Source organism: Saccharopolyspora sp. NPDC045941 (assembly GCF_056431445.1).
In genome coordinates, this window is record NZ_JBWKKU010000013.1 from 118,516 (window position 1) to 140,208 (window position 21,693).

Sequence of the window (21,693 nt, forward strand, 5' to 3'; positions counted from 1 at the left end):
GCTCGTGACAGCAGTTTTACTCGACAGATCACTGTTGACAAACCAGCGAGCAGAGCTGAATATCTCCCGCAGTGTTGACACTGCTGAGCCGGTGTCGACAACGTCGAACTACCCCAATGAAGAGGTGAGTGATGAGCGCGGAACCGCTGCGAATTAGCGGGCCGGTGCACGGCACACCGGACGTGCGCCGGGTGGCGTGGGGATCGACCGCGGGCGCCGTGATCGAGAGCTACGACTTCATCGGTTTCGGCACCGCCGCGGCCCTCTACTTCGGCACCGCGTTCTTCCCGAACGCCTCACCGATCGTCGGGACCCTGTCGGCCTTCGCCACGCTCGGCGTCGGGTTCATCGCCCGGCCGCTCGGCGGCGTCATCGGCGGCCATCTCGGCGACCGGATCGGCCGCAAGCCCGTGCTGGTCGCCTCGCTGATCGTGATGGGCCTGGCCACGTTCGCCATCGGCCTGCTGCCCACCTACGCGCAGGCCGGCATGCTCGCCCCGGCGCTGCTGGTCACCGTCCGGATCATCCAGGGCATCGCCTACGGCGCCGAATGGGGCGGGGCGATCCTCATGACCTACGAGCACGCCCCGTGGCTGCGCAAGGGCAGGTTCACCGGCATCGTGCAGGCCGGCTTCCCGATCGGGCTGCTGCTGGCCAACCTCGTCTTCCTCGGCTCGGTCGCGCTGCCCGGCGACTGGGCCTGGCGCGTGCCGTTCCTGGCCAGCCTGCTGCTGGTGATCATCGGGCTGATCGTGCGGTCGAAGGTGCCCGAATCGCCGGTGTTCGAGGACGTCCGGGACAGCGGCGAGATCGTCAAGTCGCCGATCGTCGAGGTGATCAAGGACGACTGGCGGAACCTGCTGCGCGGCATCGGCCTGCGCATCGCCGAGACCGCGGGCTACGCCGTGGCCATCACGTACATGATCTCCTACCTGAAGTCGGAGAAGCTGGCCACCAGCGGCGAGACGATCCTGTCGCTGTGCATCGCCTCGGCGATCGGCATCTTCGCCACGATCGGCTGGGGCTGGCTGACCGACCTGATCGGGCGGCGTCCGGTGTACGTCTGGGTCTGCCTCTTCGGCGCGGCCTGGGCGATCCCGATGTTCCTGCTGGTCAACACGGGCTCGGTGCTGGCGATCATCGCCACCGTGGTCATCTCCTACGGCGTCTGCCAGAACGCGCTGGCCGGCTCGCAGGGCGCCTGGTTCCCGGAGCTGTTCCAGGCGAAGACCCGCTCCTCGGGCGCCTCGCTGGCCTACCAGATCTCGGCGATGATCTCCGGTTTCACGCCGTTCGTCACCACCCTGCTGTTCCTCGCGCTCGGCTGGATGGGTCCCGCGCTGCTGTTCCTGGCCTACTCGGTGCTCGGCCTGGTCGCCGCCCTGCTGACCCGGGAGACCTTCGGCAAGCGGCTGCGGCAGGAAGCGCTCCGCCGCAGCGCGGAGAACGACGACCCCCGGCCCGCCGCCGCGCACTGAGAAGCCTTGTTTCCCACCGCTTGAGAGGAACACGATGACGATCGCCACCGGCAGCGACCTGACGGCGCGCGCCGAGCGGGTGCGTGCGGCGGCCTTCCGCATGCGGCACCACGTGCTGGACATGGGAGAGGTGCAGGGCCAGGGGTACGTCGGGCAGGCGCTGGGCGTCGCCGACGTCCTCGCCGCGCTCTACGTCGACCAGCTGCGCTTCCGCGCCGACGACCCGCACTGGCCGGAGCGGGACCGGTTCCTGCTGTCCACCGGCCACTACGCCATCGCCCTGTACGCCGCGCTCGCGGAGGCCGGCACCATCCCGGTCGACGAGCTGGAGACCTACGGCGCCGACGGCTCCCGGCTGCCCATGTCGGGCATGGCCTCCCACACGCCCGGCATGGAGATCTCCGGCGGTTCGCTCGGGCACGGCCTCCCCGTCGCGGTCGGCATGGCGCTCGGCACCCGGCTGCGGGGCGAGCAGCCCCGCATCGTCAACTTCCTGTCCGACGGCGAGCTGGACGAGGGCTCCACCTGGGAGGCCGCGATGGGCGCGGCCCACCACCGGCTCGGCCGGATCCTGGCCGTCGTGGACATGAACGCGCTGCAGGCGGACGGGCCCACGAAGGGCGTGCTGGGCATCGAGCCCGCCGAGGAGAAGTGGGCCGCGGCGGGCTGGTTCACCCAGCGCGTCGACGGCAACGACGTGCCGGCGCTGCTGCGCGCGCTCGACACCGCCGCGCAGCGATCGGCGCCCGTCGGCGAGCCGGCGGTGATCCTCTGCGACACCAGGATCGGGCGCGGCGTCCCGCTGCTGGAGTCCAGGGAGAAGGCGCACTTCATGCGGATCGAGGAGCACGAATGGCAGCTGTGCCGCGAGCAGCTGACCGAGAACCACCCGGGAGCGCAGACACGATGACCGCCACGACCCCGAAGCGGCTGACCACCTCCGCGATGATCGCCTCCTTCGCCGACCCCGGGCAGCGGACCACCAGCGCCCCGTTCGGCCACGCGCTGGCCGCGCTCGCCGAGGCGGACGACCGGATCGTCGGGCTGACCGCCGATCTCGGCAAGTACACCGACATGCACGTGTTCGCCGCGGCCCACCCCGACCGGTTCTTCCAGATGGGCATGGCCGAGCAGCTGCTCCTCGGCGCGGCCGCCGGGATGGCCGAGGTGGGGCTCGTGCCGTTCGCTTCGACCTACAGCGTCTTCGCCGCCCGGCGCGCCTACGACTTCCTCTGCCTGGACATCGCCGAGCCGAACCTCAACGTCAACGTCGTCGGCGGGCTCCCGGGCCTGACGACCGGCTACGGGCCCAGCCACCAGGCGACCGAGGACGTGGCGATCTTCCGCGGCATGCCGAACCTCACCATCGTCGACCCGTGCGACGCGGTGGACATCGAGCAGGCGGTGCCGCAGCTGGCCGCCGCCGAAGGACCGACGTACCTGCGGCTGCTGCGCGGCAAGGTGCCGACCGTGCTGGACGAGTACGACTACTCGTTCCGCCTCGGCGAGGCAGCGGTGCTGCGCGGCGGTTCGGACGTCGTGTTCGTCTCAAGTGGACTGATAACGATGCGGGCGCTGCAGGCCGCGGAGGAGCTCGCGAAGCACCGGGTCGACGTCGCCGTGGTGCACGCGCCGACCATCAAGCCGTTCGACGCCGACACCGTTCTGTCCGAAGTGGACTCCGACCGGCTGGTGGTGACGCTGGAGAACCACACCGTGGTGGGCGGGCTTTTCGAGACCGTCGCCTCGGCCGTGGTCAGCCGCGGGCTCGGCAAGCGGATCGTGCCGATCGCGCTGCCCGACGCCTTCCTGGACGCCGGTGCCCTGCCGACGCTGCACGAGCGCTACGGCCTCGCTACCGGCGCCATCGTCAGCAAGGTCCTCGACGCCCTCGGCTGACCGCGACGGCCGGGACCCGGCGTCGTACCCGGTTCCCGGCCCGCGGGCCACCGCTCGCCCACAGTGGGGTGAATTGCGGGATTTTCGGCGAGATCGCAGTGAACTCGGTGACGCACGTGCCCGAAGAGCGCGTGCGATGTGAATCTACTTCGCGATTGAGGTGAGTTCATTGCGGAAAGCGAGCCACTGGACCCTGGCGGCCTTGGGCGCACTGTGCCTGAGCGGATCGGCCGCACTGCCGGTCGCGGCAGCCGCGCCCGCTCCCCTGGAGGCGTCGTTCAGCAACGTGGCGGCGGGCACGTGCCTGCAGAGCCCGGACGGCTACGCGATCACGTTGACCGACTGCAACCCGAGCGATCCCAAGCAGAACTGGTCGCGGGAGTACCTCGGCCACTCGGAGCTGATCCGGATCAACCGCACGAACAGCTGTATGGGGCACGCGGGCGGCCCGCAGGTGCGCCTGATGCCGTGTGACTCCTACGACCCGACCCAGCAGTGGCGGGCTGAGGCCGCCGACGAAGGCAGCCTGCTGCACCACATGGACACCAACACCTGCCTGGGCCACCTGAGCGGGTCGGACGTGCGGCTGTTCCCCTGCGACCCGGAGAACCCGGCGCAGCAGTGGGGCCTGACCGCGAGCTGAACCGAGTGCCGTGGGTCTTCCGGGCCGCTGCGGCCGCCCGGAAGACCCACGACCGGATTAGCGGCCCGTGCCTCGCGCGGTGCCCGCAGTCGCCGCGTCGCGATCGCTACGGGGTGACGAGTCCGGTCTGGTAGGCGACGACGACCAGTTGTGCGCGGTCGCGGGCCCCGAGCTTCGCCATGGCGCGGCTGACGTGGGTGCGGGCGGTGGCCGGGCTGACGAAGAGCTCCGCGCCGATCTCGTCATTGCTCATGCCCCGGCCCACGAGCGCCAGGACCTCGCGTTCCCGTTCGGTGAGGACCGAAAGCCGGCGTTCGGCGGCGGCGCCGGCGGTCCGCCGCGCGGTGAAGTGGGCGATGAGGCGGCGCGTGATGCGCGGCGCGAGCAGGGATTCGCCGGCGGCGACCACTCGGACGCCGTGCAGGAGCTCGGCCGGGCCGGCGTCCTTGAGCAGGAACCCGCTGGCGCCGGCCTGCAGGCCTTCGAAGACGTGGTCATCGGTGTCGTAGGTGGTCAGGATGAGGACGCGGACGTGCTGCAGCCCGTTCGCGGTGGCGATGTGCCTGGTGGCCTGGATGCCGTCCATCCCCGGCATGCGGATGTCCATGAGCACGACGTCCGGGCGCGCGGTGCGGGCCAGCTCCACGGCTTCGGCGCCGGTGGTGGCTTCCCCGACCACCGTGATGTCGTCCTCTAGGTCGAGCAAGAGCCTGAAACCGGAGCGCACCAGCTGCTCGTCGTCGGCGAGCAGCACCTTGATGGGCGCATCGCGTTTCGACGCGGCTGTCGCGGTGTTCATGCGCCCACCACCGCGGTCGGGGCCAACGGCAGTCTCGCGGTGACCGCGAAGCCACCGCCCGGGAGCGGGCCGGCTTCGAGTTCGCCGCCCAGCAGCCGGCAGCGCTCGCGCATCCCGACGATCCCGCGACCGGGCTCGTCCCGGCCGTCGTTCCCGCCCGGATGCGGTGCGGCGATGCCTGCTCGTTCTCGTCCGCCCTCGTCCGCCACGCGGACCTCCAAGGTGTCGGCGTCGTGGTCCAGCGCGATCGCGACCCGGGTCGGGCCGACGTGGCGGATCACGTTGGTGATCGATTCCTGCACGATCCGGTACACGGCGCTGCCCACCGCGCTGGGGACCTCCGGCGGCGAACTCACCGCGAGTTCCACTTCGAGCCCGGCTTCCCGCGCCTTGGCGGCGAGCTCATCGATCTGCCCGAGGCCGGCGTGCGGGACGCGGCCGTCGCCGTCGTCGCGGAGGACCCCGAGGATGGTCCGCATCTCCTGCAGCGCCCGGGCGCTGGTCCGCTCGATGGCCTCCAGGGTCTCGCGTGCTCGCTCCGGCCGTTTGTCGAGCACGTGCGCGGTGACTCCGGACTGGACGTTGATGATGGCGATGGCGTGCGCGACCGTGTCGTGGACCTCCCGCGCGATCCTGAGCCGTTCCTCGTCGACACGGGCCCGCGCTTCCTCCTCGCGAGTTCGCTCTGCCAGCTCGGCGCGCGCCAGCGCCTCGGCCGCGATGAACCTCCGCGAGCGGACGCTCTCGCCGAGCGCTGCACTCATGACCGACGCACCGATGCGGAAGAACACCCAGCCGATGGCCGCCGGTGGTTCGATGTCGGCGGCAGCGATCAGCCAGCACGCGGCCAGGACCGCGATGCCGGCGCCGGTAATCACCAGCGAGCGGCGTCCGTCGCCGAGGGCGGCGAGCGTGTAGGTGGCGACGAAGAGTCCGAGCCATCCGGGCCCGTCCGGGAAATCGAGGGCGTAGTAGGCCGCGCTGGCGAGTGCGGTCGCGCCGAACACCGCGACGGGCCAACGGCGACGCACGGCCACGACCACGCCACCGGCGATCAGCAGGACGTATCCCAGGTGCCCGAGGTCGGTGAGGGGGCGCAGCACCGATTCGGGATCGCGGGCGGCGCGGGATGCGGTGCCCTGGACCTGCATCGCGGTGATGAACAGCGCCAGCAACAAGTCCTGCGCCCAGGTGGGCAGGCGGAATAACGCGACGCGGTCCGGCATGTCGCGATCATAGGGTTCCCGGCCGGGAAACCACTCCGCACGGCTGCGCGGCCGACTACGTCGAGGAGCGCGGTCCCGAGCGGGCCACCTACGCCGAACTCCGTATCCGTCGCCGCCTGCCAACGGAGGACATCCGGACCGCGAGGCGCAACGATCGTTCGCAGCCAATCGACGAAAGCCTCCACCGGTGTCGTCGACCGAGTGCGGCCGGTGCACGTGCTGCCGGCGGCCGACCGAAGGGATCCTCGATGTCCGTCCTCCTCCTGCCCGCCACGCAGGTCGCCGCCGCTATCGGCGGTTACGACCTCGGCGCGGGGCGAGCCGTGCCCACCACTGCCGCCGTGATCGGCCTGGTCAGCGCGGTCCTCGGCGGGCTGGCCCTGAAGCGCGCAGGCAACCGGCGAACCTGGGCCGTCGCAGCCCTGGTGCTGGGCCCGATCAGCGCGATCGTCGGCGGGCTGCACGCGGCCAACTCCGCTGGTGGTCTCGGCACCGGCAACGGGCTGGCCGGGGCGATCGTGGCAGTGCTGGTCGGTGTGCTCGGCACGGTCCTAGGTGGACTGACCTTGGCCCGCTCCCGCCGACCTGGGCGTGATGCCGCGTCGTGACGACCGCCGGGAATTCCCCTGCGGCACGGGGATTCGCTCCCGCACCTCGCGTCTCGCCGTGATCCGCCGATACCTCGCAATGAGAGGTAGCTTTGTCGGGTGGGCGATGTGGACTCGTGGGCCGTCGCCGACGAGCTGACGACCGTGATCTCGACCCTGCGGCGGGTCGTGCGGCGCAGCCTTCGCGCCGAATTGCCGATGCCGGACCTGCGGGGCGCGCAGGTCGAACTGCTGCAGGTCGTCGAGCAGCAGCCGGGCGTCGGCGTGGCGGGTGCCGCGCTCCGGCTGCGCATGGCGGCGAACTCCGCGAGCACCCTGGTCAACCAGCTCACCCGGGTCGGCCTGCTTCGCCGCGAGACCGATCCGGCCGATCGCCGCGCGGTCCGGCTGCACCTGACCGATGCCGCCACGCACCGGGTCGCCGCCTGGCGGCAGGCGCGGACCCGCCTGGTCGGCGACGCCCTCGCCGAGCTGTCCGCGGCTGATCAGAAGGCGGTCGCCGATGCCCTGCGCGGGTTGCGCGCATTGGTCCTCGCGCTGGAAGGAGGTGGCGCCGATGACCGAGGTGGCGGTGCGGTGCCGGGGCCTGCGGCAGTCGTTCGGCGAGCAGGTCGCGGTCGACGGGATTGACCTGGACGTCCGGGCCGGCGAGGTGTTCGGGCTGCTGGGCCCCAACGGCGCGGGCAAGACCACCACGATCCGGGCGATCACCACGCTGCTGCCCACCGCGGCGGGGGCGGTCGAGATCTTCGGGGTCGACGCGGCACGCCGCAAACTGGCGGTGCGTCGGCTGATCGGCTATGTGCCGCAACAGCTTTCGGCCGACGGGTCGCTGACCGGGTGGGAGAACGTCGCGCTGTTCGCCCGCCTCTTCGACGTTCCGCGCGCGCAGCGGCGCTCCGCGGTGCGCACGGCGCTGGGCGCGGTCGGGCTCACCGCCGTCGCCGAACGCTTGGCCGGCACCTACTCCGGCGGCATGGTGCGCCGCCTCGAACTCGCGCAGGCTCTGGTGAGCGGGCCGAGGCTGCTGGTGCTGGACGAGCCGACGATCGGTCTGGACCCCATCGGCCGGGAGGGCGTGTGGGACCGGATCGCCCGGATCCGCGCCGAGACCGGGATGACCGTGCTGGTCACGACGCACTACATGGACGAGGCCGACCAGCACTGCGAGCGGCTCGCCCTGATGCACCGCGGGCGGATCCGGGCCCGGGGAACCCCCGCCGAGCTCAAGGCGGCCGTGGGACCGGACGCCACGCTGGACGACGTCTTCCGGACGATCACCGACGACACCTTCGAGGAAACGGGAGAAGGGATGCGAGATGTCCGCGCGACTCGACGCACCTCCGGCCGCCTCGGTTGAACCGGTGCGGCGCAGCCCGCCGGGCCTGGTGGCGGCGCGGGTGGCGGCGATGTGCCTGGTGGAGCTGCAGAAGCTGCGGCACGACCGGGCCGAGCTGCTCGCCAGGGCCGTGCAGCCCGCGCTGTGGCTGCTGATCTTCGGCCAGGTGTTCACCGGGCTGCGCGCGATCCCCACCGGGAACGTCCCCTACCTCGACTTCCTCGCGCCGGGCATCCTCGCGCAGTCGGCGCTGTTCATCGCGATCTTCTACGGCATCCAGATCATCTGGGAGCGGGATGCGGGAGTGCTGGCGAAGCTGCTGGTCACGCCCACGCCGCGAATCGCCCTGGTGACCGGCAAGGCGTTCGCCGCCGGGGTGCGCGCGCTGGTGCAGGCGCTCGTGGTGCTGGTGCTGGCGGCGCTGCTCGGCGTCGGCCTCACCGCGAATCCGGTGAACCTGCTCGCGATGGGCGCCGTGGTGGTCCTCGGTTCGGCCTTCTTCTGCTGCCTGTCCATCACGATCGCCGGGCTGGTGCTGTCCCGGGACCGGCTGATGGGCATCGGGCAGGCGATCACCATGCCGCTGTTCTTCGCCTCCAACGCCCTGTACCCGGTCGACCTGATGCCCGGGTGGCTGAAGGCGGTCAACTACGCGAACCCGCTCGGCTACGAGGTCGACGCCCTGCGCGGACTGCTGATCGGCACGCCCGCGCACCTGGCGCTGGACTTCGGCGTCCTGGTCGTCGCCGCCAGCGCCATGATCGGCATCGCGGCGGCCCTGCTCGGGCGCTTGGCGCGCTGAGCGGGCAGTGTTCGGCCAGCGCGCCGCGCGCCCGGCTGGGAATGCCGGTGGCGTTACCCAGGATCTCGTCGAGCACGTAGTGCGGGACCTATGTCCTGTTGCTACCCGATCCCGTTGGCACGGCGGAGGTTCCGGTCATGCGGACAGGTCCAGCCATTCCCCGACGGCCAGCACGTGTGCGCGCCGTCCGGCGTGCGCGTCGATCTCCAGTCCGGCCCAGCCCAGTCGGCGCACCCGCATCTCGCACTCCTTCGTCTCGGTGACGGCAACGGAATTTAGCGTACGAGCGTTCACCAAATCAATAGCGGACGGACGTCCGCTATCCTCGTCACATGTCACCGCGACGCTCAGCGGCCGAAGCGCAGGCCACCAGGGGCCGGATCCTCGGCCGTGCCGCCGAGATCGCCTCCGAGGAAGGGCTGGACGGCATCACCATCGGCCGGCTCGCCGAGGAGCTGGAGATGAGCAAGTCCGGGGTGCACAAGCACTTCGGCACCAAGGAGGCGCTGCAGATCTCCACGCTGGACAAGGCGTTCGTGGACTTCTGGCACCGGGTGGTCGAGCCCGCACTGGCCGAGCCACCGGGTCTGCGGCGGCTGCGCGCGGTGTGCGCCAACTCCGTGGGCTACCTGGAAGCGCCACTGCTGCCCGGCGGCTGCCTGATGACCGCGGCGCTCACCGAGTACGACGGCCGCCCCGGCCGGGTCCGCGACGCGGTGGCCGAGGTGTGGTCGCGCTGGCGGGAACAGCTGCGGGCGGACCTGGCCGCGGCGGTGGAGAACGGCGAGCTACCGGCCGGGTTCGACATCGACCAGGCGCTGTTCGAGATCGTCGCCGCCGGGCTGGCACTGAACGCGGCCATGCAGCTCCAGCACGACCGGGCGGCCGCGGGCCGGGCCCGCCGCGCTATCGAACGGGCCTTGGACCAGTCCTGACCGCACGCCAGACCGGCACGCCGAGCGAGCGGCGATCGAGCAGGCCCCACCGACTTCGCCACCCTGGATGCGACCGCCTGAGCCGTTGTTGCAAACCATTCGCAACTACACTCGCGGCTGACCAGAAAGGCGGTGCCGATGGGCGACGACCTGCGAGCGGCGATCGATGCGGTCCGCGACAACTGGGACCGCCGGGCCCCGGCGTACGACCGCTTCTACCAGGACTACGCGCAGGACAAACGCGATGCGTGGCGCGCGACCTGCGAGGAGGCCCTGGCCGAGCTGCTCGGCCGACGCGACGAGCCGCTCGAAGTGCTCGACGTCGGCACCGGCACCGGGTTCCTCTCCACTCTGCTGGCCGAACTCGGGCACAACGTCACCGCGATCGACGCCTCCAGCACGATGCTCGGCTTCGCCCGCGCCGAAGCGCGGCGCCGGGGTGTCGCGGTGCGGACCGTCGCCTGCGGCGCCCACGACGTCGCGGCACTGGACGCCGGGTTCGACCTCGTGACCTCGCGCTACGTCCTGTGGACGCTGCCCGATCCGGTCGCCGCGCTGCGGGCCTGGCGCGGGGTCGTCAAACCCGGCGGCGGCCTGCTGCTCGCCGACGGGGTCTGGCACACCTGGCGCCACGACCTCCGCCGGCTCGTCGCATCGCTGCGGCCCGGCGGCGACCACCGCTTCCCCTGGCTGCTCCTGCGCGACTACGCGCAGATCGGCCACGCGACGCCGCACTGGGCGGGCCTGACGGCGGACCGCGCGCGGGCCCTGCTCGCCGCGGGCGGATTCCAGTGCGGCACGCGCCACGACCGGCTCCTCCCCGGATATGCGCGACCGGTCAGCGCGGACTTCTTCCTCCTCGGCACCCGGCCGGCACAGCTGCCCTGACGCCGGGGGCTCGCGATCAGTGGTGGTACTCGTGCGCGACCGCGTGCCCCTTGCCGCGGGCGATCAGCACCCGGTTGACCGGCACCGTGAGCACGAAGGCGATCGCCAGGGCGACCACCAGGGAGCCCCAGAACAGCGGGCTGGTGAGCCCGGCGTCCATCGCGCCGGGGATGACCACCATGATCAGGTTGTCCACGATCTCCATCACGGTGATCGACAGCGTGTCGGCGGCCAGCGCGACGCCGAGCGCGGCACCGAACGCCAGCCCCGAGCGGAGCACCGGCATGATGGTCAGGCCGTAGCCGAACACGAACGCCAGCGCCACGGCCAGCACGATCGTCGCCACGTTCGACAGGCCCAGCGCGGTGCCGATGACCATGCCGAGCACCTCGCCGATCGCGCAGCCGGTCAGGCAGTGCAGGGTGGCCGAGATCGCGGACCGCGTCAGCGCCCGTCCGGTCAGCCGCCGGTGATCCGCGTGCCCGTGGTGGCCTTGGGTTTCCGGGTGGTCGGCCATGATTCGCATTCCCCTCGACGACGGCGTTCGGCGAGCGGTTCCCTGTATACCCAACGGGGGTATGGCTTGCAACCCGGGCGATTCGACGCTCACATCCAGCCGAGGCGACCCGTCCGTCCCCGATGCACCAAGCGGGTACGCATGACCGCCGGAAAAAAGGGGGGCGGCCTCCTGCGCCTAGGCGCCGTGGCGGCTCACGCGCGGGATCCGGGCGGCGAGCGCGGCTTCGGCGACGGCGACGTCGTTGAAGGGGAAGCGGATTCCGCCGACCGTCTGGTAGCGCTCGTGGCCCCGGCCGGCGATGAGCACGACATCACCGGGCTCGGCCCGCTCGACGGCCGCGGTGATCGCCCGCCTGCGGTCCTCCTGCACCAGCACCTCCGCGCCGCCGCAGCCGATCGTGCCGGTGAGCATCTGGGCGATGATCTCCCCCGGCCGCTCGTCGTAGGGGTCGTCGGCGGTGAAGATCGCGGTGTCGGCGGCCAGCGCGATGCGCCCCATGTCCGGGCGGTTGAACCGGTCCCGGTTGCCCGCGCTGCCCACCACCAGGTGGACGCGCCCGGCCGGGTTCGCCCGGCGCGCGGTGGCGATCAGCTGGGCCAGCGCGGACGGCGTGTGGGCGAAGTCGACGACCACCTGGAACGGCTGGCCGGCGTCCACCCGCTGGTACCGGCCGGGCGGCGGCGCCGCGCCCAGGCCGGCCGCCGCGTCCCGCCGGGACACCCCCATCAGGCGGGCCGCCGCGTAGGCGGCGGCCAGGTTCGCGGCCTGTCCCCCGCAGGCGGGAGTGGTCAGCTCGACCTCGTCGCGCCCGTCCCGCACGAGGACCCGCATCCCGCCGGGCGTCGAGGTCGCCGCGTCGACCCGCACGTCCGCCAGGCGGGCGCGGCCCACGGTCACCGTCGGCACCCGCGCCTGGGCCGCCAGCCGCCGCCCCCACGCGTCGTCGATGTTGATCACCGCCCGGCGGCAGGCGTCCGGGGTGAACAGCGCCGCCTTCGCCGCGTAGTACTGCTCCGTGGTGCCGTGGTAGTCGAGGTGCTCCGGGCTGAGGTTCGTGAACACCGCGACCTCGGCCGTGACCGGGTCGATGCGGTGCTGGTCGACGGCGTGCGAGGACACCTCCATCGCCGCCGCCTGGACGCCCGCCGCGCGCATCCGGCACAGGGTCCGCTGGAGCTCGGCGGCGCCCGGGGTGGTCAGGGCTGCCGGGTTGCGCGCCCCGGGGAGCCGGGCCTCCACCGTGGACACCAGGCCCGTGCGGTACCCGGCGGCGGCGAGCGCCGCCTCGATCAGGTGCACCGTGGTGGTCTTGCCGTTCGTGCCGGTCACTGCGGCGACCGCCAGCGCATCCGCCGGATGGCCGTGCACCGCAGCGGCCACCGGCCCCACCGCCGGCCGCACGGCGGGGACCCGCACCTGCGGCACCGGCGCATCGACGAACCGCCGCACCAGCAGCGCGCCGGCTCCCGCCGCCACCGCCTCGTCCGCGAAGTCGTGCCCGTCCACGTGCGCTCCGGGCACCGCGCAGAACAGCGCGCCCTGCCTCACCCACCTGCTGTCCTCGGTGACGTCCAGGACGTCGGCGTCGCCGCGCAGCTCGGCCCCGGGAAGGTCCTGAGTGGCCTTCGCGAGGCTGATTCCCCCGTGCCGACAACCGCATTCCATTCCGCGTCACCGTGAACTTCCCGAATCGACGCAAGCCGTCCGCGCATCCGGTCTGCAGTGTCGACCCGACGCCGCCCGCCCGCGAATCGCTGTGACCACGGGGAAACGGAAGTGGCGCGTGGTGCCCCGCCGTTGACTACAGTACCCCCCTAGGGTATAAATGACGCATCGGCGACGAGCCGGCGGAAACCCAGCGGAAGAGGACGGCGACGTGATCGAGACCAACTACACCGTGACCGGCATGACCTGCGACCACTGCGTGCGGTCGGTGACCGAGGAGATCACCAAGATCGGCTCGGTCTCGGACGTCCGCGTGGACCTGCCGACCGGCGCCGTGACCGTGCGCAGCGGCGAACCGGTGAGCGACGCGGACGTGCGCGAAGCGGTCGAGGAAGCCGGATACGAACTGGTCGCCGGCTGAGGCGCCCAACGGATCCGCCGCCGCGCGGATCCAGCACGAAAGGGTCGTGATGAACACAGCAGCGAAGCTCGCCGCCTACGGTGCGGTGGTCGCGCTCGGCTTCGGCGGGGCGTGGATCGCCGGAACCGCTGTCGGCCCGCTCACGCCCGGCACCGCGCAAGCGCACGCCGGACACCCCGGCGGCGGGAACGCCGGGGAAGCGGGCAACCACAGCGGCACCGTCGCGGGAGCCGCGCAGGACCAGGCCCCAGCCGGACTGACGTCGACCAGGGGCGGCTACACCCTCGCGCCCACCACGACGTTGCTCGCGCCGGAGACCACCGACGAGTTCTCCTTCCGCATCACCGGCGCCGACGGACGACCGGTCACCCGGTTCGACGTCGAGCACGACAAGCGGATGCACCTGATCGTCGTCCGCCGGGACACCGCCGGATACCAGCACCTCCACCCCGAGATGTCCCCGGACGGGACCTGGCACGTGCCGATGCGCCTGCCCGGCGCCGGGACCTACCGGGTGTTCGCCGACTTCACACCGACCGGCGGCGAGGGCCGGACGCTCGGCGTCGACGTGTCCGCGCCGGGCGCCTTCTCCCCCATCACCACCGCCCCGTCCCGGCTCGCCGAGATCGACGGCTACCAGGTCCGCCTCGACGGCGAGCTGGTCGCCGGCCGGTCCTCGCCGGTCACGCTGACGGTGCGCAAGGACGGGATGCCGGTCACCGACCTGCAGCCCTACCTGGCCGCCTACGGCCACCTCGTGGCGCTGCGCACCGGCGACCTCGCCTACTCGCACGTGCATCCGACCGGCTCGCCCGGCGACGGACGCACCCCGGCCGGGCCGGGCATCGCCTTCCAGGCCGAGGTGCCCTCCGGCGGCACCTACCGGCTGTTCTTGGACTTCCAGCACGGCGGTACGGTCCGCACCGCGGAATTCACAGTCAACGCGCAGGAACCGGCGGACGGGCAGCACAGCCCCGCCCCCACCGGGGACGGCCACGGCGGTCACGGGTGAACGGGAGAACTCCGATGAGCACTGAGCCAAGTCCCACCGCGGAGATCGAACTGGCCATCGGCGGCATGACGTGCGCCTCCTGCGCCGCCCGGATCGAACGACGGCTCGGCAAGCTCGAGGGCGTCACCGCGACGGTCAACTACGCCACCGAGAAGGCCAAGATCAGCTACCCCGAGGGGCTCGACCCGAAGCAGCTGGTCGAGCAGGTCGAGGCCGCCGGCTACTCCGCCGAGCTGCCGCTGCCGCCCCACCAGTCCGAAGTGGACGAAGCCGAGCCCGTGGACCCGACGAAGTCCCTGCGGGACCGGCTGATCACCTCGGCCGTGCTGTCGGTTCCGGTGATCGCGCTGGCGATGGCGCCGGCCCTGCAGTTCACCTACTGGCAGTGGATCTCGCTCACCCTCGCCGCGCCCGTCGTGGTGTGGGGCGCGTGGCCGTTCCACAAGGCCGCGTGGACGAACCTGCGCCACGGCGCGGCCACCATGGACACGCTGATCTCCATGGGGACGCTGGCCGCGTTCCTGTGGTCGCTCTACGCCCTGCTGTTCGGCACGGCCGGTGTCCCCGGCATGACCCACCCGTTCGAGCTGACCATCCAGCGCATGAGCGGCGACGGCAACATCTACCTGGAGGTCGCCGCCGGGGTCACGACGTTCATCCTCGCCGGGCGCTACTTCGAGGCCCGCTCCAAGCGCCGGGCCGGTGCCGCGCTGCGGGCGCTGCTGGAACTCGGCGCCAAGGACGTCGCGGTGCTGCGCGGCGACCGCGAGGTCCGCATCCCGACCGATCAGCTCGCCGTCGGCGACCGGTTCGTCGTCCGGCCCGGCGAGAAGATCGCCACGGACGGCGTCATCAAGGAGGGCAGCTCGGCGGTCGACGCGAGCATGCTCACCGGCGAGTCCGTGCCCGTGGAGGTCGGTGCCGGCGACACCGTCGTGGGCGCCACCGTCAACGCCGGCGGCCGGCTGGTCGTCCGCGCCACCCGCGTCGGATCCGACACCCAGCTGGCCCAGATGGCCAAGCTCGTCGAGGACGCGCAGAACGGCAAGGCCGCCGCGCAGCGGCTCGCGGACCGGATCTCCGCGGTGTTCGTCCCCATCGTCATCGCGCTGGCGATCGGGACCCTCGGGTTCTGGCTCGGCACCGGTGCTGGTGCCGCGGCGGCCTTCACCGCCGCCGTCGCGGTGCTGATCATCGCTTGCCCGTGCGCCCTGGGTCTGGCCACCCCGACCGCGCTGCTGGTCGGCACCGGCCGCGGCGCGCAGATGGGCATCCTCATCAAGGGCCCGGAAGTGCTGGAATCGACCCGGCGCATCGACACCATCGTGCTGGACAAGACCGGCACCGTCACCAGTGGGCAGATGTCGCTCGTCGCGGTGCACGCCGCCGACGGGATCGACGAGGACGCGGTGCTGCGGCTGGCCGGTGCGGCGGAGAACGCGTCGGAGCACCCGATCGCCAAGGCGATCGCCCGGGGCGCGACCGAGCGCGTGGGCGAGCTGCCCGCCGTCGAGGAGTTCAGCAACGTCGAGGGTCTGGGCGTGCAGGCGGTCATCGGCGGTCGCGCCGTGCTCGTCGGGCGGCCGGCGCTGCTGGAGCAGTGGAGCCAGCCGCTGACCGCGGAGCTGACCGCGGAGCTGGCCGCGGCGCAGGCCGACGCCGAACGCCAGGGCCGCACCGCCGTCGCCGTGGCGTGGGACGGTGCCGCCCGGGCCGTGCTGGAGGTCGCCGACACCGTCAAGCCGACGTCCGCCGAGGCCATCGCCGGGCTGCGCAAGCTCGGGTTGAAGCCGGTGCTGCTCACCGGCGACAACGAGACCGTGGCGCGCACCGTCGCGGCCGAGGTGGGCATCGACGAGGTGATCGCCGAGGTCCTGCCGCAGGACAAGGTCGACGTGGTCAAGCGGCTGCAGGCCGAGGGCCGCGTGGTGGCCATGGCCGGTGACGGCGTCAACGACGCCGCCGCGCTCGCCCAGGCCGACCTCGGCCTGGCCATGGGCACCGGCACGGACGTCGCCATCGAGGCCAGCGACCTGACCCTGGTGCGCGGCGACCTCCGCGCCGCGGTGGACGCCATCCGGCTCTCCCGCCGCACGCTCGGCACGATCAAGGGCAACCTGTTCTGGGCCTTCGCCTACAACGTCGCGGCCCTGCCGCTGGCCGCGACCGGGCTGCTCAACCCGATGATCGCCGGGGCGGCGATGGCGTTCAGCTCGGTCTTCGTGGTCGGCAACAGCCTGCGGCTGCGCCGCTTCCGCAGCACCATCACCGAGGAACCGCTGCCCGGCGCGACCGAGCGCGAAGCGGTTCCGGCGGCCGCCCTCCGCGGCTGACCGCGAGCGGGCACACCGATGAGCGGTTCCGGTCCGGCCGGAACCGCTCATCCGCTTTCCGACCTTAATGCCTTGGGAGATGAAGCGAACGGCCTGTTCACCTCGCCTACCGGGACGAACGGTCTGTTCACCCCACGTGCACGGAACTCCCCTACCGCACGTGGACAGTCGCGGATCCTGATCCGCGGAAGCATCCGCTGCTCCGGTTCTCGCACCAGGAAGGACGATCGATGCGCCCCCTCATCCGTCTACAAAGGACTTTCCAGCGCGGGCAGCTGCACGGGAACCTGGCCGCCGCCGTGCACCTCTGCTGCCACCGGCTCGTGCCCGCCGCCAGGGCCGGGCTCCGGCGGCGCGGAGCGTTCGGCGAAGTGGCCGTCGAGGTCACCGCCACCGCGCTGGCGGCCTGCCGGCGCACGCCGCAGAAGTGATCAGCCGGTGATGGCGTGCTCGGTGTACTGCCCGCAGGAGCGGAATCCGAGGCGGCGGTAGACGGGCTCGCCGTCCGCTGACGCCTGCAGGACCGCGATGCGGTGGCCTGCGGCGTGGGCTGTGTGGAGCGCCGCCAGCGTCATGGCGCCGCCGTAGCCGCGGCGGCGGTGGTCGGCGAGGGTGCAGATGTTGTAGATCCCGGCGACTCCCGCGTGGCAGAACACCTCGGCCGAGCAGACCGGCCGGCCCGCCGCGTAGCCGACCAGGTAGTGGGCCGGGCAGCCGGCGGCCAGCGCCTGCGGGGCGGCCAGGGCGAAGAAGCCGCGCACCGTGTCGGCGGGCGGATCCCAGTTCGCGGCGAGCACCGTCGCGTAGTCGGCGAGCTGCTCGGGCGTGGTCACCAGGCGGATCTCCAGCCGCTCCGCACGCGGCTGCGGCAGGGAATCGTCCAGTTCCGCCCACATCGCCGTCTCGCGCTCGGCGGCCGGCAGACCTGCATCCGCCAACAGGGAGCTCAGGTCCGCGGGCTCGGAGGCCGGGCCCACCCACCAGGAGAACGGACGGCCGGTGGCGGCCAGCGCCCGGATCGTCTCGGCGATCCGGGCCGGCGCGGCTTCTGCGGCGAAGCGGGCCGCCGCGACGATGTTGAAGGTGTCGTCGTCGAGCCCGCTGTCGGCGACTACGAGGTCGCCGGTGTCCACCACGGTCGCGCCGCTCAAGCGCCGGTGCAGGTGGCATGCGTGCTCGGCCAGGTTCTGGTCCATCCGGGCCGGCAGGTCGGCCTCGGGAACCGGATTCGTCGTCGGTCGCACGAGGCTCGATCCCACCACGCGCACGGCCCGCGACGCACGCCGATTTCGAGCGCGGCGCCGGCCGCGGGCCTCCCCGGTGAGGCCAGCGGCCGGTCGGCTTCCCACGCGGGGTCAGTGGATCGCGATCAGCCCGAGGCCGAAGCCGGCGGTGATGACGACGGCGCAGACCACGAGCGCCCACTTGATCGCGAAGCGGTGGTGGTCGCCCAGGTCCACCTTCGCCAGTCCGATGAGGACGTACATCGCGGGCACCAGCGGGCTGAGCATGTGGATCGGCTGGCCGAGCAGGGAGGCGCGGGCGATCTCCATCGCGCCGATGCTGTGCTGGGCGCCCGCCTCCGCCAGGATCGGCATGACGCCGAAGTAGAAGGCGTCGTTGCTCATGAAGAACGTGAACGGCACGCTCAGCACCGCGACGATGATGCTGAAGAACGGGAACAGTGCGTCCGGCATCGCGGTCAGCAGGTAGTGCGCCATCTGCTCGATCATCCCGGTGCCCGAGAGCACGCCGGTGAACACCGCCGCCGCGAACACCATCGCGACCACCGCGACCACGCTGTCCGCGTGCGAGGCGATGCGGTCGCGCTGCTGCTCCAGCCGCGGGTAGTTGACGATCAGCGCGAGCCCGCAGCCGATCATGAACAGCACCGCGATCGGCAGGAGGCCGATGATGAGCGCGGTGAGCAGCGCGATCGTCAGAATGGCGTTGAACCAGAACAGCTTCGGGCGCAGCGACTCGCGGTCGGGGGCGAGGACGTCGAAGTCCGCAGAGCCCCCGTGGTAGGTGTCGGGCCCGCCCGCCCCGACGAGCACGGGCGCGGCGGTGCGCAGCCGGGCGCGCTCGCGCAGGCCGATGGCGTAGGCGATGACGAACACGGTGGCCAGCCCGGCGACCAGCGCGGGGATCATCGGGACGAACAGCTCCTGCGGGTCCAGCTTCAGCGCGCTGGCCGCCCGCGCCGCCGGGCCGCCCCAGGGCACGACGTTGAGGACCGCGTTGGTCATGCAGGCCAGGCCGGTCATCAGCACCGGGCTGACGCCCAGCTTGCGGTAGATCGGCAGCAGCGCCGAGACCGTGATCATGAACGTGGTCGTGCCGTCGCCGTCCAGCGACACCACCGCCACCAGGGCGACCGTGCCCATGATCAGCCGCAGCGGGTCGTTGCGGGTCAGCCGGACCACCGCGCGGGCGATCGGGTCGAACAGCCCGGCGTCGATCATGATGCCGAAGTAGAGGATCGCGAACAGCAGCATGGCGGCCGTCGGGGCGACCGACTTGATGCCGTCGGTGATCATGTCACCGAGGTCCGGCGCGAAGCCGCCGAGCACCGCGAACGCCGCCGGAACCACGATCAGCGACACCATCGGGGAGAGCCGTTTGCTCATCACCAGATAGAGGAAAACGGTAACCATGCACAAGCCGAGCAGCGCGATCAACGCTCCTCCTCCCCGCGGACCGACGGTGGTCCTCGTTACAACGGCGTTTCGTTCTGCGGAACCGTAGGTGACCCCGTTCACCTTGGGGAGGGTTGTCGACGTTGTCCGCCTATCCCGCGTTCGCCGCTTTTTGCGCGTTTTGCTCGCCGGGTACAGTCGAGGGATGTCACGCCGCCCGATGCGGTTCGCGCGGCAGGCCCTGGCCCTCCAGATCTGCTTGATCGCCCTGGTCACCGCGATCGGTTTCGTCCTCGTCGCCTCCCTGCTCGACCGCAACCTCGTCGATCAGTACGGCCAGCGCGCCCTCGCCGTCGCCCGCTCGGTGGCCGCCGACAGCGACCTGGGCGGCGCGGTCGCGCGTCGCGACCTGCCGCAGGTGCGCGATCAGGCCGAGCGGGCCCGCGCCGCCACCGGCGCGCTGTTCGTCGTCGTCACCGACCACAACGGCATCCGGCTGGCGCACCCGGACGCCGCCAAGATCGGCGAGCCGGTCAGCACCGACCCGAGCTGGGTGCTCACCGGCCACGAGGTCGTCGACGTGCAGCGGGGCACGCTGGGCCTCTCCGCGCGGGGCAAGGTCCCGCTGCGCACCCCGGACGGCGCGATCGTCGGGCAGGTGAGCGTCGGTTTCGACGCCGAGGACATCAGCGACGCGTTCCTGCACCTGATCGGGACCACCGCGGCGTTCACCGGCGGGGCGCTGCTGGTCGGCGTCGCCGGGGCGGCGTGGCTCACCCGCATGCTCAAGCGGCGCACCCTGGGGCTGGAGCCGCAGGAGCTGGCGGAGTTGGTGCGCCAGCGCGAAGCGGTGCTCTTCGGCATCCGCGAGGGCGTGCTCGCCGTCGACGCCGACGGCCGCGTCTCGGTGCGCAACCGCGAGGCCGAGCGGCTGCTGGACACGCCCATCGAGGTCGGCACTCCGGCCGCGGAACTGGCCATCCCCCAGCGGCTCCGGGACGTGCTCGCCGAACGCCGGCCCACCGACGACCTGATCACCGTGACCGGCGACCGGATGCTGGTGGTCAACCACCGCCCCGTGGTCCGCGGCGGCACCGAGCTCGGCAGCGTGCTGACCCTCCGCGACCAGACCGATCTCGCGGCGCTTAGCAGGGAACTGGAGTCGGTGCGCAGCATGACCGACACGCTGCGCGCCCAGCGGCACGAGTTCACCAACCGGCTGCACACCCTCTCCGGGCTGCTCCAGACCGGGCGGCACCAGGAAGCGGTCGAATACGTGCAGGCGCTTTCCTCCGGGTCGGTGGCCCGGCTCGGTCCGGCGACCGAAGCGGTGCGCGATCCCTACCTGGTGGCGTTCCTGTCCGCCAAGAAGGCGGTCGCGGCGGAACGCGGCGTCGAGCTGGAGCTCGGCGAGACGAGCTGGGTACCGTCGGCGGTGGTCGCCCCGGTCGAGGTCATGACCGTCGTCGGGAACCTGGTCGACAACGCGATCGACGCGGCACGGCTGGGATCGGCCCGCCCGGCCCGCGTCGAGGTGGACCTGCTCGCCGACGGCACGACGCTGCACCTGTCCGTTGTGGACACCGGCGACGGCGTGCCGGAACCGTTGCGGGAGAAGATCTTCACCGAGGGCGTGTCGACGAAGGGCGACGACGGCAACGGGCTGGGGCTCGCGCTGTGCCGGCAGGCGGCGCGCAGCCTCGGCGGCGACGTGCGGCTGGCCGATGCCGGCGAGGCGCATGGGACGGTGTTCGTCGCGGTGCTGCCGAAGGTTCTCGAAACCACTCAGGAGGTGACGGTGTGATCGGGGTTGTCGTGGTGGAGGACGATTTCCGGGTCGCGCAGGTGCACGCGGAATTCACCGAGCGGGTGGCCGGATTCCGCGTCCTGGGCACCGCGCACACCGCGGCTCAGGCGCGGGAGCTGATCGACGCGCACAGCCCGGACCTCGTGCTGCTGGACAACTACCTGCCCGACTGCGCCGGGGTCTCGCTGCTCGCCGAGCTCGACGTCGACACGATCATGCTCACCGCGGCGACCGATCCCGCCACCGTCCGCGCCGCGTTCGCGGCGGGCGCGCTGAACTACCTCATCAAGCCGTTCACCGCGGAAGAGCTCGCCGACCGGCTCACGGCCTACGCCCGCTACCACTCGCGGCTGCCGGTGACCGGCGGCGCGGTCGACCAGGAGGAGATCGACCGGGCGGTGCGGCTGCTGCACGAGGGAGACCGGCCTGCGGCGCCGAAGGGCCAGTCCACCCTGACGTCGCAGCTCGTGATCGACGCGCTGCGCAACGGCGGCGGCGCCCGCTCCGCGGCGGAGATCGCCGAAGAGCTGGGCATCGCCCGCGCCACCGCGCAGCGCTACCTGGCGGCGCTGGCCCAGGACGGCAGGGCCGTCATGACGTTGCGGTACGGCGCCAGCGGCCGGCCCGAGCACCAGTACGAGCCGATCGCCGCGACCCGCTAACCCACACGTCCTATGTG

22 protein-coding genes are annotated in these 21,693 nt (G+C 72.0%); 16 read left to right on the forward strand and 6 right to left on the reverse strand.

Features of this window, described 5'->3' with window-relative positions; translation table 11 throughout:
* Positions 1–131: 131 nt before the first annotated feature.
* From AC07FN_RS13120 to AC07FN_RS13135, 4 genes are all read left to right on the forward strand, one after another.
* Positions 132–1,478, forward strand: a complete 1,347-nt coding sequence (locus tag AC07FN_RS13120) for an MFS transporter (protein ID WP_478395809.1) — start codon at positions 132–134, stop codon at positions 1,476–1,478.
* 34 nt (positions 1,479–1,512) lie between these two features.
* A complete protein-coding gene (locus AC07FN_RS13125) occupies positions 1,513–2,388 on the forward strand; it encodes a transketolase (protein ID WP_478395810.1) in 876 nt (291 codons plus the stop codon).
* Entirely contained in the window at positions 2,385–3,377 is a 993-nt protein-coding gene (locus AC07FN_RS13130) for a transketolase family protein (RefSeq protein WP_478395811.1), read from the forward strand. Before AC07FN_RS13125 ends, AC07FN_RS13130 begins: the two co-directional genes overlap by 4 nt.
* Positions 3,378–3,546: 169 nt before the next feature.
* Positions 3,547–4,020, forward strand: a complete 474-nt coding sequence (locus tag AC07FN_RS13135; protein ID WP_478395812.1) for an RICIN domain-containing protein — start codon at positions 3,547–3,549, stop codon at positions 4,018–4,020.
* A gap of 106 nt (positions 4,021–4,126) precedes the next feature.
* On the opposite strand, the gene AC07FN_RS13140 is transcribed toward AC07FN_RS13135, so the two are convergent.
* Positions 4,127–4,819, reverse strand: coding sequence for a response regulator transcription factor (locus AC07FN_RS13140; protein ID WP_478395813.1), 693 nt, complete (start codon positions 4,817–4,819; stop codon positions 4,127–4,129).
* Positions 4,816–6,045, reverse strand: coding sequence for a sensor histidine kinase (locus AC07FN_RS13145; RefSeq protein WP_478395814.1), 1,230 nt, complete (start codon positions 6,043–6,045; stop codon positions 4,816–4,818). The genes AC07FN_RS13140 and AC07FN_RS13145 overlap by 4 nt, the downstream gene beginning before the upstream one ends.
* Positions 6,046–6,293: 248 nt before the next feature.
* Between AC07FN_RS13145 and AC07FN_RS13150 the strand changes: the two genes are divergently transcribed.
* From AC07FN_RS13150 to AC07FN_RS13175, 6 genes are all read left to right on the forward strand, one after another.
* Complete coding sequence (locus tag AC07FN_RS13150) at positions 6,294–6,653, forward strand: DUF6223 family protein (protein ID WP_478395815.1); 360 nt, start codon at positions 6,294–6,296, stop codon at positions 6,651–6,653.
* 99 nt (positions 6,654–6,752) lie between these two features.
* A complete protein-coding gene (locus tag AC07FN_RS13155) occupies positions 6,753–7,283 on the forward strand; it encodes a MarR family winged helix-turn-helix transcriptional regulator (RefSeq protein WP_452615214.1) in 531 nt (176 codons plus the stop codon).
* A complete protein-coding gene (locus AC07FN_RS13160) occupies positions 7,210–8,013 on the forward strand; it encodes an ABC transporter ATP-binding protein (protein ID WP_478395816.1) in 804 nt (267 codons plus the stop codon). The genes AC07FN_RS13155 and AC07FN_RS13160 overlap by 74 nt, the downstream gene beginning before the upstream one ends.
* A complete protein-coding gene (locus AC07FN_RS13165; protein ID WP_478395817.1) occupies positions 7,973–8,794 on the forward strand; it encodes an ABC transporter permease in 822 nt (273 codons plus the stop codon). Before AC07FN_RS13160 ends, AC07FN_RS13165 begins: the two co-directional genes overlap by 41 nt.
* A 332-nt stretch (positions 8,795–9,126) precedes the next feature.
* A complete protein-coding gene (locus AC07FN_RS13170) occupies positions 9,127–9,729 on the forward strand; it encodes a TetR/AcrR family transcriptional regulator (protein WP_478395818.1) in 603 nt (200 codons plus the stop codon).
* Positions 9,730–9,867: 138 nt separating this feature from the next.
* A complete protein-coding gene (locus tag AC07FN_RS13175) occupies positions 9,868–10,617 on the forward strand; it encodes a class I SAM-dependent methyltransferase (RefSeq protein ID WP_478395819.1) in 750 nt (249 codons plus the stop codon).
* 16 nt (positions 10,618–10,633) lie between these two features.
* Here AC07FN_RS13175 and AC07FN_RS13180 read toward each other — a convergent pair whose 3' ends face one another.
* Together AC07FN_RS13180 and AC07FN_RS13185 are read right to left on the reverse strand one after the other, a co-directional pair.
* Positions 10,634–11,134 (reverse strand): DUF4396 domain-containing protein, encoded by a 501-nt coding sequence (locus tag AC07FN_RS13180; protein WP_478395820.1) that lies wholly within the window; start codon positions 11,132–11,134, stop codon positions 10,634–10,636.
* Between the two features lie 177 nt (positions 11,135–11,311).
* The gene (locus tag AC07FN_RS13185) at positions 11,312–12,802 is read right to left on the reverse strand and encodes a UDP-N-acetylmuramoyl-L-alanyl-D-glutamate--2,6-diaminopimelate ligase (protein WP_478395821.1); all 1,491 of its coding nucleotides are present in this window, start codon (positions 12,800–12,802) and stop codon (positions 11,312–11,314) included.
* Positions 12,803–13,013: 211 nt separating this feature from the next.
* Here AC07FN_RS13185 and AC07FN_RS13190 point away from each other — a divergent pair, with 211 nt between their 5' ends.
* From AC07FN_RS13190 to AC07FN_RS13205, 4 genes are all read left to right on the forward strand, one after another.
* A complete protein-coding gene (locus AC07FN_RS13190) occupies positions 13,014–13,223 on the forward strand; it encodes a heavy-metal-associated domain-containing protein (RefSeq protein WP_452615207.1) in 210 nt (69 codons plus the stop codon).
* Between the two features lie 49 nt (positions 13,224–13,272).
* Entirely contained in the window at positions 13,273–14,235 is a 963-nt protein-coding gene (locus AC07FN_RS13195; protein ID WP_478395822.1) for a hypothetical protein, read from the forward strand.
* 14 nt (positions 14,236–14,249) lie between these two features.
* A complete protein-coding gene (locus AC07FN_RS13200; RefSeq protein ID WP_478395823.1) occupies positions 14,250–16,568 on the forward strand; it encodes a heavy metal translocating P-type ATPase in 2,319 nt (772 codons plus the stop codon).
* Between the two features lie 230 nt (positions 16,569–16,798).
* Positions 16,799–16,999 (forward strand): hypothetical protein, encoded by a 201-nt coding sequence (locus AC07FN_RS13205; RefSeq protein ID WP_478395824.1) that lies wholly within the window; start codon positions 16,799–16,801, stop codon positions 16,997–16,999.
* Here AC07FN_RS13205 and AC07FN_RS13210 read toward each other — a convergent pair whose 3' ends face one another.
* Together AC07FN_RS13210 and AC07FN_RS13215 are read right to left on the reverse strand one after the other, a co-directional pair.
* Positions 17,000–17,812, reverse strand: a complete 813-nt coding sequence (locus AC07FN_RS13210) for a GNAT family N-acetyltransferase (protein WP_478395825.1) — start codon at positions 17,810–17,812, stop codon at positions 17,000–17,002.
* A 111-nt stretch (positions 17,813–17,923) separates the two neighbouring features.
* Positions 17,924–19,249, reverse strand: coding sequence for a CitMHS family transporter (locus AC07FN_RS13215; RefSeq protein ID WP_478395826.1), 1,326 nt, complete (start codon positions 19,247–19,249; stop codon positions 17,924–17,926).
* Positions 19,250–19,412: 163 nt separating this feature from the next.
* Between AC07FN_RS13215 and AC07FN_RS13220 the strand changes: the two genes are divergently transcribed.
* Positions 19,413–21,011: an ATP-binding protein gene (locus AC07FN_RS13220; RefSeq protein ID WP_478395827.1), complete on the forward strand. Its 1,599-nt coding sequence runs from the start codon at positions 19,413–19,415 to the stop codon at positions 21,009–21,011.
* Entirely contained in the window at positions 21,008–21,676 is a 669-nt protein-coding gene (locus tag AC07FN_RS13225) for a response regulator (RefSeq protein WP_478395828.1), read from the forward strand. The genes AC07FN_RS13220 and AC07FN_RS13225 overlap by 4 nt, the downstream gene beginning before the upstream one ends.
* Positions 21,677–21,693 lie beyond the last annotated feature (17 nt).

Coding starts and splice junctions, on each gene's coding strand:
- AC07FN_RS13120 (WP_478395809.1), top strand. CDS start 132: ATGAGCGCGGAACCGCTGCGAATTAGCGGGCCGGTGCACGGCACACCG.
- AC07FN_RS13125 (WP_478395810.1), top strand. CDS start 1,513: ATGACGATCGCCACCGGCAGCGACCTGACGGCGCGCGCCGAGCGGGTG.
- AC07FN_RS13130 (WP_478395811.1), top strand. CDS start 2,385: ATGACCGCCACGACCCCGAAGCGGCTGACCACCTCCGCGATGATCGCC.
- AC07FN_RS13140 (WP_478395813.1), bottom strand. CDS start 4,819: ATGAACACCGCGACAGCCGCGTCGAAACGCGATGCGCCCATCAAGGTG.
- AC07FN_RS13145 (WP_478395814.1), bottom strand. CDS start 6,045: ATGCCGGACCGCGTCGCGTTATTCCGCCTGCCCACCTGGGCGCAGGAC.
- AC07FN_RS13150 (WP_478395815.1), top strand. CDS start 6,294: ATGTCCGTCCTCCTCCTGCCCGCCACGCAGGTCGCCGCCGCTATCGGC.
- AC07FN_RS13160 (WP_478395816.1), top strand. CDS start 7,210: ATGACCGAGGTGGCGGTGCGGTGCCGGGGCCTGCGGCAGTCGTTCGGC.
- AC07FN_RS13165 (WP_478395817.1), top strand. CDS start 7,973: ATGTCCGCGCGACTCGACGCACCTCCGGCCGCCTCGGTTGAACCGGTG.
- AC07FN_RS13170 (WP_478395818.1), top strand. CDS start 9,127: ATGTCACCGCGACGCTCAGCGGCCGAAGCGCAGGCCACCAGGGGCCGG.
- AC07FN_RS13175 (WP_478395819.1), top strand. CDS start 9,868: ATGGGCGACGACCTGCGAGCGGCGATCGATGCGGTCCGCGACAACTGG.
- AC07FN_RS13180 (WP_478395820.1), bottom strand. CDS start 11,134: ATGGCCGACCACCCGGAAACCCAAGGCCACCACGGGCACGCGGATCAC.
- AC07FN_RS13185 (WP_478395821.1), bottom strand. CDS start 12,802: ATGGAATGCGGTTGTCGGCACGGGGGAATCAGCCTCGCGAAGGCCACT.
- AC07FN_RS13195 (WP_478395822.1), top strand. CDS start 13,273: ATGAACACAGCAGCGAAGCTCGCCGCCTACGGTGCGGTGGTCGCGCTC.
- AC07FN_RS13200 (WP_478395823.1), top strand. CDS start 14,250: ATGAGCACTGAGCCAAGTCCCACCGCGGAGATCGAACTGGCCATCGGC.
- AC07FN_RS13205 (WP_478395824.1), top strand. CDS start 16,799: ATGCGCCCCCTCATCCGTCTACAAAGGACTTTCCAGCGCGGGCAGCTG.
- AC07FN_RS13220 (WP_478395827.1), top strand. CDS start 19,413: ATGTCACGCCGCCCGATGCGGTTCGCGCGGCAGGCCCTGGCCCTCCAG.